The sequence below is a fragment of the Emticicia sp. W12TSBA100-4 genome (assembly GCF_040253585.1).
Classification (GTDB): Bacteria; Bacteroidota; Bacteroidia; order Cytophagales; family Spirosomataceae; genus Emticicia.
The window spans coordinates 26,702-40,863 of the sequence record NZ_JBELAU010000016.1 but is presented as its reverse complement, the minus strand read 5'-3'; the positions used below and the strand labels follow the sequence as shown (position 1 = coordinate 40,863).

The 14,162-nt window shown below is 36.3% G+C and carries 15 protein-coding genes; 8 read left to right on the top strand and 7 right to left on the bottom strand.

Annotation, left to right across the window (positions count from 1 at the left end; all coding sequences use genetic code 11):
• The first annotated feature begins 6 nt into the window (after positions 1–6).
• From ABR854_RS21680 to ABR854_RS21670, 3 genes are all read left to right on the top strand, one after another.
• Entirely contained in the window at positions 7–792 is a 786-nt protein-coding gene (locus ABR854_RS21680; protein ID WP_350267947.1) for a prohibitin family protein, read from the top strand.
• A 140-nt stretch (positions 793–932) separates the two neighbouring features.
• On the top strand, positions 933–1,358 hold the full coding sequence (locus ABR854_RS21675; protein ID WP_350267946.1) for a hypothetical protein: 426 nt from the start codon (positions 933–935) through the stop codon (positions 1,356–1,358).
• Between the two features lie 289 nt (positions 1,359–1,647).
• The gene (locus tag ABR854_RS21670; RefSeq protein ID WP_350267945.1) at positions 1,648–2,301 is read left to right on the top strand and encodes a leucine-rich repeat domain-containing protein; all 654 of its coding nucleotides are present in this window, start codon (positions 1,648–1,650) and stop codon (positions 2,299–2,301) included.
• Between the two features lie 40 nt (positions 2,302–2,341).
• Here ABR854_RS21670 and ABR854_RS21665 read toward each other — a convergent pair whose 3' ends face one another.
• A complete protein-coding gene (locus tag ABR854_RS21665; protein ID WP_350267944.1) occupies positions 2,342–2,974 on the bottom strand; it encodes a pyridoxamine 5'-phosphate oxidase family protein in 633 nt (210 codons plus the stop codon).
• Positions 2,975–2,990: 16 nt separating this feature from the next.
• On the bottom strand, positions 2,991–3,410 hold the full coding sequence (locus ABR854_RS21660; protein WP_350267943.1) for a GNAT family N-acetyltransferase: 420 nt from the start codon (positions 3,408–3,410) through the stop codon (positions 2,991–2,993).
• A gap of 139 nt (positions 3,411–3,549) precedes the next feature.
• Here ABR854_RS21660 and ABR854_RS21655 point away from each other — a divergent pair, with 139 nt between their 5' ends.
• From ABR854_RS21655 to ABR854_RS21640, 4 genes are read left to right on the top strand one after another with little or no spacing between them, the layout of a single operon-like run.
• Positions 3,550–3,774, top strand: a complete 225-nt coding sequence (locus ABR854_RS21655) for a DUF8507 family protein (RefSeq protein ID WP_350267942.1) — start codon at positions 3,550–3,552, stop codon at positions 3,772–3,774.
• On the top strand, positions 3,774–4,187 hold the full coding sequence (locus tag ABR854_RS21650; RefSeq protein WP_350267941.1) for a putative toxin-antitoxin system toxin component, PIN family: 414 nt from the start codon (positions 3,774–3,776) through the stop codon (positions 4,185–4,187). Before ABR854_RS21655 ends, ABR854_RS21650 begins: the two co-directional genes overlap by 1 nt.
• A 3-nt stretch (positions 4,188–4,190) precedes the next feature.
• On the top strand, positions 4,191–5,657 hold the full coding sequence (locus ABR854_RS21645; protein ID WP_350267940.1) for an aminotransferase-like domain-containing protein: 1,467 nt from the start codon (positions 4,191–4,193) through the stop codon (positions 5,655–5,657).
• A gap of 44 nt (positions 5,658–5,701) precedes the next feature.
• The gene (locus ABR854_RS21640) at positions 5,702–6,247 is read left to right on the top strand and encodes a Uma2 family endonuclease (RefSeq protein ID WP_350267939.1); all 546 of its coding nucleotides are present in this window, start codon (positions 5,702–5,704) and stop codon (positions 6,245–6,247) included.
• Here ABR854_RS21640 and ABR854_RS21635 read toward each other — a convergent pair.
• The 3 genes from ABR854_RS21635 to ABR854_RS21625 are packed head-to-tail and all read right to left on the bottom strand — an operon-like array spanning position 6,228 to position 10,685.
• Positions 6,228–6,743 (bottom strand): GNAT family N-acetyltransferase, encoded by a 516-nt coding sequence (locus tag ABR854_RS21635; RefSeq protein WP_350267938.1) that lies wholly within the window; start codon positions 6,741–6,743, stop codon positions 6,228–6,230. The genes ABR854_RS21640 and ABR854_RS21635 overlap by 20 nt on opposite strands.
• A 48-nt stretch (positions 6,744–6,791) precedes the next feature.
• Complete coding sequence (locus ABR854_RS21630) at positions 6,792–8,147, bottom strand: OmpA family protein (RefSeq protein WP_350267937.1); 1,356 nt, start codon at positions 8,145–8,147, stop codon at positions 6,792–6,794.
• Positions 8,148–8,183: 36 nt separating this feature from the next.
• Positions 8,184–10,685, bottom strand: a complete 2,502-nt coding sequence (locus ABR854_RS21625; protein ID WP_350267936.1) for a DEAD/DEAH box helicase — start codon at positions 10,683–10,685, stop codon at positions 8,184–8,186.
• Between the two features lie 527 nt (positions 10,686–11,212).
• Between ABR854_RS21625 and ABR854_RS21620 the strand changes: the two genes are divergently transcribed.
• The gene (locus ABR854_RS21620) at positions 11,213–12,868 is read left to right on the top strand and encodes a sodium/sugar symporter (protein WP_350267935.1); all 1,656 of its coding nucleotides are present in this window, start codon (positions 11,213–11,215) and stop codon (positions 12,866–12,868) included.
• 56 nt (positions 12,869–12,924) lie between these two features.
• Here ABR854_RS21620 and ABR854_RS21615 read toward each other — a convergent pair whose 3' ends face one another.
• Both ABR854_RS21615 and ABR854_RS21610 read right to left on the bottom strand, forming a co-directional pair.
• A complete protein-coding gene (locus ABR854_RS21615) occupies positions 12,925–13,110 on the bottom strand; it encodes a hypothetical protein (RefSeq protein WP_188768649.1) in 186 nt (61 codons plus the stop codon).
• 152 nt (positions 13,111–13,262) lie between these two features.
• Positions 13,263–14,033: a hypothetical protein gene (locus ABR854_RS21610; RefSeq protein ID WP_350267934.1), complete on the bottom strand. Its 771-nt coding sequence runs from the start codon at positions 14,031–14,033 to the stop codon at positions 13,263–13,265.
• Positions 14,034–14,162: the final 129 nt, after the last annotated feature.

Here is a 14,162-nt window from a genome sequence, read left to right as displayed (position 1 = left end):
AATAACATGAAATCAAGAGTTATCGTCTTCATATCAGCAATTGGATTATTGTTGGGAAGTTGTACAATTGTGCGTCAGGGGGAAGTAGGTGTGAAGCGTTCGTTTGGTAAAATTAAACCCGAACCATTGATGGAAGGAGCAAGAGGTTTTAATCCGTTTACTACAACTATCATAAAATTACCAACTCGCACAATGAATATGGAGGTACGTTTGCCTCTACCATCAAAAGAAGGTCTTACTGTTCAGTCAGATGTTTCAATATTATATCGCTTAGAAGGAAGTTACGCACCTAAAGTAATTGAAAATTTGGGTAGAAATTACGAACAAGTAGTGATTTTACCAGTTTTTCGCTCGGCGGTAGCAGATATTTCTTCGCAGTACTTTGCCAAAGACATGCATACAGGGCAACGAGCAGGTATCGAAAAATCAATAAAAGATTTGATGATGGCACAACTAAAAGACCGAGGTTTTGTGATTGAAGCGGTTTTATTGAAAAGCATTGTTTTGCCAGCTGGCCTCACCAAAGCCATCGAAGATAAACTCGAAGCCGAGCAAGATGCCCAAAGAATGCAATTTGTGCTTGACAAAGAGCGTCAGGAAGCAAGACGCCGAACCATAGAAGCTGAAGGTGTGAGAGATGCCCAAAAGATTATAGCGGAAGGATTAACACCGCTGTTGATTCGCTTCAAGGCAATCGAAGCATTTAATAAATTATCTACATCGCCCAACACAAAAGTAATTATTACTAATGGTGACCAACCGTTAATGTTAAATTCAGATAAATTGGAGTAGAAGTAAAAACAGTGTCTGGTCTGAGCAGAAATCGTTTTAGGGGTTCGTTTTCATCAGAAAAAAGCCAGACATCTGTTTTAAAATATCCCTTGTACAACAATAAAAATAAATTATTCGAAAAAATATAAATATAAAACAAAATGAAAAATTTCATAAAATATGCGTTCGCTTTCATAGCAATCAGTTCAAGTTCGGTTTATGCTCAAAAATCATCAATTGATTCTCCGCATAACTATAAGCGTCCAGTTTTTCAACAACGCAAATCACTGGCAGAGAGCAATAGCGTAACAATATACAGTCAGCCATCGCATCAAATCCAAAATAATATAAGTTCGGTGCATAACTATAAGCGTCAAGGACGAGTAGATTTTACATCGGAAGCGGCTTTAGCAATACAAATGCCTACTAATCCCATAACTTTTAATCCTTTGGTTTCGTCAAATAATTACAAAGCTCATTTCACCACAACTGAGTTTGGTAAGCAAATAGCGAGCAAAGAAACAAATAACAATCAGACTACGATAAATATCAATAAAAACGAAACTTCGAGTAGCGGAGTTAATTAATCACCCTATCATTCCCGAGCAATCATTGGTTGCTCGGGAAATTTATAATCCAACCCTTATAAACCATGACAATGTTTGAATATAGCAAAATGATACTTGAAAAAGTTAGTTTTGAGCCTCGAATTTTTAAGAAGGAATTGAGGAAAGCACTCCGTCAATCAACCAAAAAAGAATTTAAACAATTGATGAGTTGGTGCAGAGAGAAATTTAGCAAAAAACGAGGTATTTCGCAGATGAGTTTGAGGCAGGAGTGAGTGTTAAGCAAGAAGCGTATCTAAACATTATTCAGATGGAAAATCGTATTTTAATATATATTTTAGGCGTAATAATTCTTTTTCAATTTGGAAGGTCTTACGGGCAAAGTATTGATGGTCAATTGTTTAATAACGAATATACAAGTATTGATGAGGCTTTGAAAAACCCCGAAAAAGTTATTCGTTTAAATCTGAGTAACCAGTCGTTATCCGAATTTCCAAAGGGTCTATCGAAGTTTAAAAACTTAGAATATTTAAGCTTCCGAAATGACCATCTGACAAATCTTTCTCCCGAAATAAGTAGCCTTAAAAAACTCAGAGTACTCGATTTAGGAGGAAACGATTTTACGGTTTTACCTATAAGTTTGACCAAACTCCAAAACTTGGAAGAGTTGTATCTGGACAACGAGAAAAACCTTGATATTCAGCAAGGAATTGAGATTTTAGGCAAATTACCTAAACTTAAAATATTGCATCTGGATAATGATGGGATTGAAAAACTCCCGCCAAATATTAAAAAACTATCGCATTTGGAAACACTCTCTTTGAGTAATAATCTTTTGCGAGTAGTACCGCCACAGATGAAGGATTTGAAACATTTGAAGTATTTGGATTTAAATAATAACCATTTACCAACAAATTTGCATCTGAATCAGCCAGCGGATTATGGACTAAAAATTAGGTTTTAAAATGTTAAAGTAGCGAGTGTTTTACTTGCTACTTTTTTTATTATACGCTTAAATGTTTAGGTAAAGAAATATTTAGACTAAAATCATCCGCAATTGGTGCTAATCGTTTGGGCGGAATCGGAATGATTCCTGACCAAATCGGTAAAGGCTTATCTTCCTCGTCATCGTTGGGCATTCCTGTTCGTAAACGTGCAGATGCCTCCGAAATATCAAAAACCAAAAGCATAGTTTTGTTTACTTCGCTGGGTTTCATGGGACGGAGATACTCCCAACTATTCGGAACAATTTTTTCGGTTAATTCTTTGAAAAACAAATACTTCGCTTCGTAATCATCAATTCGAGTGGCGTTTGAAAAAATAATCACCGAGCGATAATTGACCGAATGGTGAAAAGCTGATTTTGCTACTACTAAAGCATCGGTAAGCATCACTGAAATACAAACGGGTATTCCTGACTCAATTCCTCTCAGAAAATGGCTACCAACTGAGCCATGAATATACAATTTATCTTCTTTCCGAACAAAGGCAGTTGGAATAGAAAAGGGTTGATTATCAATTGAATAGCTAATTGTGCAAAACAAAGCTTCATCTAAAATTGAGTAAATCAATTCTTCATTGTATTGTGTACGCTTCGGCATTCTGCTGGTAGTCGTACGTGGGGTTTGCTGTATCATAATTTTGTGTAAGTTTTTATAATTCAAGTCTAAAATGGTGGTAAACAATTTTCATTCCTTTGTTCAGATAGAGGCGGTGAGCGTCATATCGCTGATGTCCTGAATCGAGATGAACTGCTTTTAACCCTTCTGCTTTTGATTTTTCTACGACATAATCAAACAATGCACCTGCATGACCTTTGCCACGAGCTTCGGGTAAGGTCGAAAGGTCATCAATGTAAATGTAGCGGCCATCAAAAAGCGTGGTTAAATAGCGAAATCCGCACGCTGAAATGGCTTTTCCGTTTTCTTCGATAAAAATCAACGAGTAATTTTCGGTTTGCATTTTCGGTAGTAATTCTAAAAGCAATTCGGGCGTAAGGTGCGGACGCAGGGCTTGCATCACATCGAAACATTTCAAAAAATCTTCTTTGGTTTGAGCGGTTTTGATTTGCATAATGATTTCTGTTTGAAATTTCTTCAACAAAAGTATATCTTTACTGGATGGGTGTAATCAGCCAATTTTAATAAAATGGGTAGTCCAGTTTGAAATATGAGTAATTATATTTAATTTAGATTAATAAATGAATAATTCAATGTCAAGTAGTGAAAATGTATCGAATCAAAACAGGCTTAGTAGTCTGCAAATAAGTATTTTACGACTTTTTTCTCAAGATTTAGAAGAACAACAAACGCTTGAAATTCGTAAAATGCTATTGGATTACTTTGATTTACAACTTCAAAAAGAATTAGAGGTTGTGATTGAAGAAAAGGGCTATACAACAGAAGATTATTATCAAATGTTAAACTCTAAATCCTAATGCTTAGAGTTGTTATTGACACCAATTGTCTCAGAGCTTCGATTCCACCAAAAAGCCCCTTCTATCAGTTATATATTGATTTTAAAGCAGGAAAATTTGAATGGTATGTAAGCACAGAGATACTATTAGAATACGAGGAAATTCTTTCAAATACCTACTCGCCCAATACTGCTAAAATTGTACTTCACCAATTGGCAATTGCTCCAAATGTAATTTTTGCCGAGCCAGCCTTTCAATGGCATTTAGTTGAAGATAAAGATGATAATAAATTCTCTGATTTAGCTCTGAGCATCAATGCCGATTATTTGATTACAAACGATACAGACTTCAATATCTTTAAAACTTTAGATTTTCCAACATTGAGTGTGCTGAATTTGGAAACATTTTTATCTATTTTGAATCAAGATAAATAGACTATGTTACCATATAAATCGCTTTTTTTAATAAATAAAAATCTCAAAACGCCTGTTTATCAGCAAATTACGAATCAGTTTACGAGTTTGATTCGCAACGGTACGCTAAAATCAGGACAAAAAATACTAAGTTCAAGAGTTTTGAGCGAAGTGCTGGGCGTTCACCGAAAAACCGTTATTATGGCTTTAGATGAACTTTTGACTCAAGGTTGGCTCGAAACCAAACAAGGAAGTGGAACATTCGTGGCTAAGAGTCTTCCAGAAATAAAACCACAAAAACTCAAAGAAAGCGAGAATATTTCTATCAAAAAAGCGGGTTTTAGCTTTGAACAAAAACCTATTTTATGCCGAGAAGTAGTAAAAGCATCGGATAAATTACATTTGGATGATGGTTTTCCCGACCCTCGTTTAGCTCCCTTGCTCGACTTGGCGAGAGCCTATCGAGGTAATTTAATTCATGGAAACTCTTACGTAAAACTTGGCTACGGTGACACCAAAGGCTCATATTGGTTAAGACAAGAATTGGCAACGTATTTGAATGAAAGTAGAGGTTTGAAGATTACGCCCGAAAATGTGCTAATTGTACGAGGAACGATGATGGGAATGTATTTGCTTACAACGGCATTCGTGAAAGCAAACGATTATGTGGTATTGAGCGAAATGACTTGGGCAAGTGCCAAAATAAATTTCCAACACGCAGGAGCAAACATCCTGACAATTCCGACCGACGAAAACGGAATTGTGGTTGATGCGTTGGAAGAATTATGTGAAAAATACCTGATAAGATTAATTTACGTTACCTCGCACCACGATTATCCAACAACCGTTACGCTCAAAGCCGACCGACGAATAAAACTCTTGAAATTGGCCGAAAAGTATCGTTTTATTGTCTTTGAAGACGATTATGACTATGATTTTCATTACCAAAGCAAACCACTTTTGCCACTTGCCAGTGCCGACGAAGTAGGAGTGGTGCTATATTCGGGGTCGTTTACTAAAAGTATTTCGCCTGCTTTTAGGGTCGGGTATCTGATTGCTCCCGAAGAGGTGATAGAGCATTTATCGTATTACCGCCGAATCATCGACCGACAAGGCGATGTCATGCTCGAAAATGCCATTGCCGAACTCCTGCATGAAGGCATTATACAGAAGCATTTAAGAAAGTCGTTGAGAGAATACCGAGAACGACGAGATTTTTTCTGTGAATTATTAAGCCAAAAACTCAAAAACGAAGTCAGTTTTCAGATTCCCGAAGGAGGAATGTCGGTCTGGACAACCTTTGATAAAAGCATAGATTTGGTAAAAACTGCCGAAAACGCCCTAAAGAATGGACTTTATTTCTCGAATGGCATACAACATAATTTGCCCAATAACACTATTAATGCTACACGTTTGGGTTTTGCTTCTTCTTCGGTTGCCGAACTGGAGAAATGTGTTGAAGTATTGAAGAAAAGCATACTAAATATTTGATTTGAAGAGCGAATAACATATTTTTGGTAGAAAATAAAAGAGAAATGGTAAGAACTAATGAAATATCGGAATTGCCTAAGACCTTAGCTGAGTTCTTGATTTGGGAGCCAAATGATGGTTTTAAGTATGAGTGGAATGATGGTGAGCTAATCAAATTTACGGGGATGAACAAAAAACAGCTTTATATATATGACTTACTCCTTGAATTATTTATTGATAAAGGACTAAAAAAACGAGGCACTTTTGTAGCAGAATATGATACAATGCTCACAGGTATTCAGATGAGAAGACCAGATATTGCATATTTAACAAAAGAGCAAGTGCAACGTACTAAAGCGGGTATTGATGAAATTCCAGAGTTTGTTATAGAAATATTATCCGAAACCGATAATGTAAATAAAGTAGAAGAAAAAGTAGCCGAATATTTTAAAGCGGGTGTAAAAGTAGTTTGGAATATTTACCACGAAACAAAAGCAGTATATGTTTATACTTCAAGAAAAAGTGTAAAAATTTGTACAGACGATGATATTTGTTCAGCTAACCCAGTACTACCCGAATTTGAAATAAGTGTCAATCAGATTTTTGAATAGTGCTAAATAACATCAGTTCTTTTTCTCCAAACTGTATCATGCTTTCAAACTGCATTCCTATTTTTCTGATTAAACCAATAGATTTTTCATTCTCTGGATTTACGATGGCTACTATACGTTTGATTTTCAGTACATTAAGTGCGTAGTCAAGTGTAGCGGATGCTATTTCAAACCCAAAACCTTTGCTGATAAGATTGGGTAAAAAAGCAAAACCAATATCAATATCGGGTATAGTATCACGTTTGATCAGGCCACACATTCCAATAGTTTTTCCATTCTCTTTTGCTACTACGGCATAAAAACCAAAGCCATTTTCGGCATAACTTTTTAGGCTGCCATTCAGCAAATAGTTTTCAGCATCTTCAATCGAATGCACATTTCTATCACCAATAAATTGTAGCCATGTGGGCGTATTGAGCAATTCAAGGATAAAAGGTGCGTCGTCAAGCGTGAATTGACGTAGAATTAATCGTTCGGTTTCTAAAATTTCCTTCATCTTTTTAAACTCCCCTTTAGGGACAGTCGGCCGTTGCCGTTAGGGGCATTAATAAAACCTCAACTCCGCTCGTCGATTGCGTTGTCGGGCATCTTCGGTGTCGCTATCGGCTTTTTTACCGCCGTCGCCTTTGAGTTTTATGCGGTTATCTTTGATGCCTTTGTTGAATAAAAAACTTGAAATCACCTTTGCCCTAAACTCTGACAGATATTGATTTTGTCGGGCATCGCCTATGTTATCGGCATAACCCGTAATTTCAATATTCACATCGGGCGAGTCGAGTAGTTGTTTGCTAATTTCTTCTAAAATCTGTTTCGATTCTGGTTTCAAAACACAACTACTTTGGTCGAAAAAAAGCGTTTTTTGTTCTAAATTAAATGTTTTTTTCTCAGTAGTGTAGGCTTGTTTTTCCATCTGAACAATCTTTGTTTCTACTGCCGCTGAAGTAGTGTTACTCAAAAAATTGGTCTGTTTTTTTTGCTTTGGTTCAAGCACAACTAACACTTGGTTGACACCTTCAACCGCCAAAAACTCTCTGATTACCTCTTTTTCTGTATTTGAATTGATAGAAATCTTGTAATTACCACCAGTTTTGAGTTGCCCCAAATACATATTATTAGTCTTCGATAACACAATTTGTTTTTGTGTGCCACCAGAGACTTCAAAAATATTAACATTCTGTAATTCTACCTCGTTTTTGATAATAAGATTCAGGAATGATACTTTTTTGATGAGTTTTGCTGTGTTCTCGTGTACGGTTTCATCAAACGTTTCAATGTCAATTTCACTCAAAAATTTCTGATAACCTTCAGCCATAACTTCAACCATCAGATGCTCTCTTTCTGTAAAGTTATGGTCAAAAACCGATGCTTCTCGGCTGGTAGCCTTATTGATCACATTGTTTTTGTAAGTTCCTGTGAGTCGAAATTGTGCAGGAATTGCTTTGTTTTCGAGGGCATCAACTGCCTGAAAAACTTGTTTATTTATCGGAATTCCTTGGTCTTGCTCAGCTTCTTTTTCCTTTTTTCGTTCCGAAAACTCCAATAAAAGTTGATTGATTTTTGATTTCCCATTAAAAACCAAAGGGATTTCAGCAATAGCCGTTGATTCACTCAGATTTTCGAGGTTCATCAATACATTTGAAACGATATAGCCATTAGTTTTGGCCTGAAAAACACATTGTTTGGGTAGTGTTTTTATCTCAAAACTGCCATCTCCTTTACTTTTGGTTTCTTGTGTATTTAATTGACTATCAGTATAAATGATTTTTATTTGGGTAGCCAGCGGCATTTTGCTTTTATAGTCTCGGATGATGCCTTTTAGTGTAACCGTTTGGTTTTCTTGACTCATTGCCGATGTAGTGAATATCGTCAAAAGAATCAATAAGAATAAACTACTTTTCATTGATTAGGTTAGTGTATAATTTTAAGCACAAAGTGATCATGATTTCAAAATGGCCCCAAATATAGTACTCAAACTTTGTAAAGCCTCAACTATAACTGCTTCATTTTCAACAGGGATTTTCAAGAATACTTTTCCTGACTCATCTCTATAAATAAGGTGTTCGAGTAGAGCCTTGCTTTCTTCGGGATTTTTTAAGGTTTGGGTTAATTGTGTGAAAAATTGAACGCCATTTTTTATCAATTCTTCGCTTGGACTACTTTCTGCCTGCTCTTCATCAGCGTTTGGCGTTGTTTCCTGTACATCATCATCACCTAAGAAAGTGGTGACATTTTCTGGCAGCTCAATCAGCGATTTTTCTGCATTATTGGTAAAATTCTGTTCTTCTGCTTCGTGTTCTTCGGTGGCATCAATGATGGTATTTTCGTCTTGCGGAGCATCGGTCAGGTTTTCAACCGAACTCATAAACTGCTTGAATTTATCTTCGCCCAAGAAAATCGTATCTTCGCCTCCATCAAGTACGCCTTCGGCCATTGCACCTTTAAATTTCAGCACATCAAGCATTTTATGCTCAATCGTTCCCGTCGAAACCAGATTAATGATTGATACATTTCGTTCTTGTCCAAGTCGGTAAATGCGGGCGATGCGTTGCTCTAAAATCGCTGGATTCCACGGAATATCTAAATTTATCAGCAACGAAGCTGATTGCAGATTCAAACCTACTCCGCCTGCATCGGTCGATAAGAAAACTCGGCTGTCGGGGTCGTTTTTAAAATTATCAAGCAAATCTTTTCGCTTCACACTCTCAATGCCTCCGTGAAGGTTTTCAAACTTAATGCCTCGTTCGGTCAATTCTTGAGCCACGAGCCTCGTCATGCGTTCCCATTGACTGAAAATAACCACTTTTTCGTCCGAATTTTCAAAAAACTCGTCCAAAATATTCATTACTTCTTCAATCTTAGTATCGTGTCGAGTCTTTTGGTCGAGAATGTACGTGCTATCACAAACCATTCGCATTTGGCTTAACGATAGCAATAAACGTCGTCGGTCTGTTTCGTTCAAAAAGCCAAATTTACGCCATTTACTCACTAATTTTGCTACATTATCGCCTAAACCGTTGTGAATATCCATTTGTTCTTGTGTCATTGGCACAAACAAATTTTTATCCATTCGCTTCGGTAATTGCGATAAAACCTCTTTTTTAGTACGTCTGATAAGAATATCCGACAACAATTTTGAGATTTCGTTGAGGTTTTTGTATCCTACTACTTTTCCCGAATCGTCAGTGATTTGATATTGATTCAAGAAACGATAAACAGGTCCCAAACGGAAAACATCAATGAGTTGCGTAATCGAATAAAGTTCTTCGAGTTTGTTTTCGAGCGGCGTACCCGTAAGTATGATAGCGTAGGGCGTAATGAGTTTTTTGATTTGTTGCGAAACCTTCGTTTTCCAGTTTTTTATACGTTGGGCTTCGTCCAAAATTACCATATCGGCCTCCATTTTATTGAGCAAATCGAGGTCTTGCGTGATGGTGTGGTAGCTCACAATCACATAAAAAGCATCAACGTATTGGTACTGTGCCGTGCGTTTAGTGAGCGTGCCTTCAATTACATGAACACTGGAGTCGGTAAATTTTTCAATCTCTGATTTCCATTGGTATTTTAAGGAAGTCGGACAAACAATTAGTACCCGATTGATGCCCAATTCTTTTTTATATAACTCAGCGGTAGCAATGGCTTGGAGGGTTTTCCCGAGTCCCATTTCATCGGCAATGAGGCTACGGCCCGCAATTGCGGCAAACAAAACGCCTTTTTTCTGATACGGAAAAAGCTCTGTTTTTACTAAACCACTAAATGTTGGGTCGTTTTCTGCTTTTGGGATAAGACCTAAAAAGAAATCTCGGCGACGGATTTTGTCTCTTTCGCCAATCACAAAATCAAGAGCATCGGAGTAGCACCTAAAACTCTTACTTATTTTCTTGGCTTCCTCCAGAAAAACCTCAAAAACTGCGAAAGATTCAGGTTTTAAGATGTAATTTTCATCGAAATAGGTTTTTGCTAAACTAAGATATGCTTCACGGTTTTCATCGCCAATTCTGATTTTTATTTGTTTCCCATTCAGATAATCTAAGTAAACCGAACTATAATGTGGCTGAAAAACGCCATCTTTAAAGGCTTTTTTTGAACCGTGAACATTGCTCAAATAATGCAGTGTGGCACTGATGTGCTTACAAACGCCCAAACGATTGGTTTTAAAGTCGAGACATTCACAAAAATTATGGGTATCGTCGGCACTTCTGATGGCAACTTTATACGAATTATTGGTGACGCTATTCGTGACCTGAAAGTCAGAAAATATTTTTTCGGGGCCGATATTCGTAATCAAAAATTCATTATCCTGTCCGAACTGTTTTCTGAGTGCAATTTGCCATTGGTCGAGGGTCAAATTGTCGGGCTTTCTATAATAAGGGATTTTCTTGGGCGTTTCTACCTTTTTTTTCTTGGCAGATTTGCTTTTTGAAACTTTATGAGTTGCCATCGGAAGGTTTTTTGGGAGTATCTAAAATCTGCTCGAATTTACGAAAAATTCGTGATTAGCAAAGGTTTAGAACTCTGCGAAGCTCTTATTTTGCATAAAGTTATTTTGTTTTTGGCTATTTATAACGTATTACTGGAACCCTCATAATTGTTATTATTCTGGAAAAATACTCACATAAAAACAAAAGATTAAGCAATTTGTAGAATTGTTAACGAAATTTATTGACTAATAAGCAGGGAAATAGAATATTATTTTTTTGTGATTTTATTGTTTATTTTCAAATTCTGCTAATATCTTTGATGCGGATTTAAAAAATCCATTTTTTTGAAATATAAATGTGTAAATTTGACACAATATTGTTGCGGTGAAACTATCAATTCATACATAGGTTTCATTCTTAATTTCAAATGTAATTCTAATTATTGTACTATTTTATTGAAAAATGATGAATTGATATTCAAAATATAACGATTTATAGAATTTATTGATATATTCACGACTCATAATTAACCCTAATAAATTTACTAATGACACTTGGACTCGAAACGCTCGACTACGCCATTTTTTTCATCTATTTCGTTATCGTATCTTCTTACGGCTATTGGATTTACAAAAACAAGGGCAAGCAATCTGCCGATAGCAAAGACTTCTTTTTGGCCGAAGGCTCGCTAACTTGGTGGGCAATTGGTGCTTCAATCATTGCCTCAAATATCTCGGCCGAACAATTTATTGGTATGAGTGGGCAGGCTTTTCAGCTCGGTATTGCCATTTCGGTTTACGAACTTTTGGGTGGCGTTTCACTAATCATTGTGGCGGTTTATTTTCTGCCGATGTACCTCAACAATAAGATTTTTACGATGCCACAGTTTCTCGCCAAACGCTATGATAAGCGACTGGCAACAATTATGGCAGTTTTTTGGCTTTTTCTCTATATTTTCGTCAATCTTACTTCAATTATTTATCTCGGAGGTTTGAGCTTGGAAAAAATGACAGGTTTTAGCTTTATGACCTGTGCTATTTTCTTGACGGTTTTTGCAGTAATTATTACCCTCGGAGGTATGAAAGTAATTGGCTATACTGATGTTATTCAGGTTGTTTGCTTGATTTTTGGAGGATTAGCAACTACCTATTTAGCCCTTGATTTACTTTCAAACAAAGTAGGAACAGGAGCGGGTGTTTTTGAAGGTCTAAATCTAATTGCCGACAAAGCTGATAGTCATTTACACATGATTTTCAAACCTAATCAGTATCAAGTACACGACGGAAAAGGTGGTTTTATTGATGCCTACAAGCAATTGCCAGGTATTATGATGTTTATTATTGGTGGGCAATGGGTAAATAACCTTAACTATTTTGGTTGTAATCAATACATGACTCAACGTGCGTTGGGTGCAGATATTTCTACGGCTCGTAATGGAGTTTTGTTTGCCGCATTTATGAAAATGTTGATGCCATTTATTGTAGTTTTGCCAGGTTTGGCGGCTTATGTAATTTTTCAAGAAAATGCTGATGCTTCAATTGTAAATGGAATTACGAGCAATGGCGTTGTGAAACCCGATAATGCTTATCCAGTTTTGTTAAATTTATTGCCAGTTGGTTTGAAAGGCTTAGCTTTTGCTGCTCTTACTGCTGCAATTGTAGCTTCATTAGCAGGAAAAGCCAATAGTATTTCTACAATTTATGTATTGGATATTCATGCGAAATTTTTCAATAAAAATCTTACTGAAAAACAAACCGTTTGGACGGGTCGAGTGGCAATCGTTGTTGCATTTATAATTGCTCTGATTGTGAGTCCGTTGTTGGCTAATTTCGGACAAGCGTTTGAATACATTCAAGTTTATACGGGTTATATTTCACCTGGTATTTTGTGTATTTTCTTACTTGGTTTCTTCTGGAAAAAAGCCACTGCCAACGGAGCTTTAACAGCTGCAATTTTGAGTATTGCACTTTCGGCAGTTATCGAAAACCTTTATCCCGAATTCCCATTCTTAAATCGTATGGGTGTCGTATTTTGGATTTGTTGTTTGGTTCACGCAACCATCAGCTTAATTGAAGGAAAAGGTAAAGACCAAGAAAATGCTTTTGAAGTGAAGAAAGAATGGTTTAAAGTTGATAGAACTTTCGCTATCGGAGCGGTAGTTGTAGTGGCAATCTTTACGATTATTTATACGATTTTTTGGTAAAAAGAAAAGTTTTTATAGATGGTACTTTTGAGAATTTAGCTCAGAAGTACCATTTTTTATGCTTCATCAATCGTTAGGCCATCTTTAAGCTGATACTTTATTAAAACTTTGGTGTAGTGCCGATTACGTCTGTTTTTCTTGGCATCTGCTCGTTTATCGTTGCGTTTGTCTTGCACGATTCGCTCCAAATTATTCAAATCCGTAATTTCTTGAATGTCATTAATTGAAGTGCGTCTGGGCATATTTTTTTATTAATTGGCTGGTTTCAATTAAACTAACCAAATAATAAAAAGTTTTATCTTTCTCTTATAGCTTTATTGTTTCTACTTACTTCAACTGTAAATGAAGCAGTTGTCAATTCTTTCAAGTCCACACTTATAAAGATTAAACAATCTTATAGACCATCATAATAAGACAAAACCTTAGCTATATCAAAATCGTTTTTGAAAGAAAGATTTTCTTTTTTGATATAGGCCTCTATTTCTGCTTTTTTATCTTCTAAGGCGTCTAAAACTGAGCTTTTCTTGACTTTAACCTTTACGAGTGAGTTGTCGGACTTGCGAATAAAATATTGAGAATTATCGACATAAGAGTCATAGCGACGGTCGGCACTGTAACCGCCTTGATAGTTAGCTTTTAGGACATTCTTACTTACATATTTTAGCAAAGAAGATTTATTCTTATATAAAACCATCAAAAAGCAAACAGGTACAGTACCGCCATCGGCTTTGAGATTTTCCACTTTTACGAATGGATAGCTTACATTTTTACTGGCATCAATAATTGTAAATGCTGTAATTTGATTCGGAAATATAATGATTGAATCACCCTGCGGACGCTTCATTAATAACTCTTTGGTTTGGGTATTGTACTTTAGCAAATGGCTCTTTTTCCCTGCATCGCCATTCGTAAAAACTAATTTCCCTGAGAGCCATTCATCAATAAAATAGGGTGTTCCTTGCATTCCTTCGTAGCGAAGGTCGTAAGTTCTTACGGCCCCAGTTCCACCACCAATCTCTTCGTTTCGTTGTAAGGAATTGTATATCATTGCTGCCTGAACCGATGGGTCGTCTTTGAGGTCAGCAACTTTTTTTTGTTCTTCTTTCTTTTCTTGCCCGAAAGCTATGTTTGAAATAAGTGTAATCAATAAAAGTGCTTTTTTCATAAGTTTAGGTTTATTTCTTTCGTAAATATAGTAAGCGAACATAATATTCGTTCCACAAAAACGAAAAAATCCTGCCATTTTGTGTGGCAGGATTTAAATATATAAGAATATTCATGAATTTCTATCGAC

Bases quoted from the DNA above. Each gene is read 5' to 3' on its own strand.
- ABR854_RS21645 (WP_350267940.1), top strand. From the start codon at position 4,191: ATGTTACCATATAAATCGCTTTTTTTAATAAATAAAAATCTCAAAACG.
- ABR854_RS21660 (WP_350267943.1), bottom strand. From the start codon at position 3,410: ATGCAAATCAAAACCGCTCAAACCAAAGAAGATTTTTTGAAATGTTTC.
- ABR854_RS21680 (WP_350267947.1), top strand. From the start codon at position 7: ATGAAATCAAGAGTTATCGTCTTCATATCAGCAATTGGATTATTGTTG.
- ABR854_RS21650 (WP_350267941.1), top strand. From the start codon at position 3,774: ATGCTTAGAGTTGTTATTGACACCAATTGTCTCAGAGCTTCGATTCCA.
- ABR854_RS21670 (WP_350267945.1), top strand. From the start codon at position 1,648: ATGGAAAATCGTATTTTAATATATATTTTAGGCGTAATAATTCTTTTT.
- ABR854_RS21635 (WP_350267938.1), bottom strand. From the start codon at position 6,743: ATGAAGGAAATTTTAGAAACCGAACGATTAATTCTACGTCAATTCACG.
- ABR854_RS21640 (WP_350267939.1), top strand. From the start codon at position 5,702: ATGGTAAGAACTAATGAAATATCGGAATTGCCTAAGACCTTAGCTGAG.
- ABR854_RS21655 (WP_350267942.1), top strand. From the start codon at position 3,550: ATGTCAAGTAGTGAAAATGTATCGAATCAAAACAGGCTTAGTAGTCTG.
- ABR854_RS21675 (WP_350267946.1), top strand. From the start codon at position 933: ATGAAAAATTTCATAAAATATGCGTTCGCTTTCATAGCAATCAGTTCA.
- ABR854_RS21615 (WP_188768649.1), bottom strand. From the start codon at position 13,110: ATGCCCAGACGCACTTCAATTAATGACATTCAAGAAATTACGGATTTG.
- ABR854_RS21620 (WP_350267935.1), top strand. From the start codon at position 11,213: ATGACACTTGGACTCGAAACGCTCGACTACGCCATTTTTTTCATCTAT.
- ABR854_RS21630 (WP_350267937.1), bottom strand. From the start codon at position 8,147: ATGAAAAGTAGTTTATTCTTATTGATTCTTTTGACGATATTCACTACA.
- ABR854_RS21625 (WP_350267936.1), bottom strand. From the start codon at position 10,685: ATGGCAACTCATAAAGTTTCAAAAAGCAAATCTGCCAAGAAAAAAAAG.
- ABR854_RS21610 (WP_350267934.1), bottom strand. From the start codon at position 14,033: ATGAAAAAAGCACTTTTATTGATTACACTTATTTCAAACATAGCTTTC.
- ABR854_RS21665 (WP_350267944.1), bottom strand. From the start codon at position 2,974: ATGATACAGCAAACCCCACGTACGACTACCAGCAGAATGCCGAAGCGT.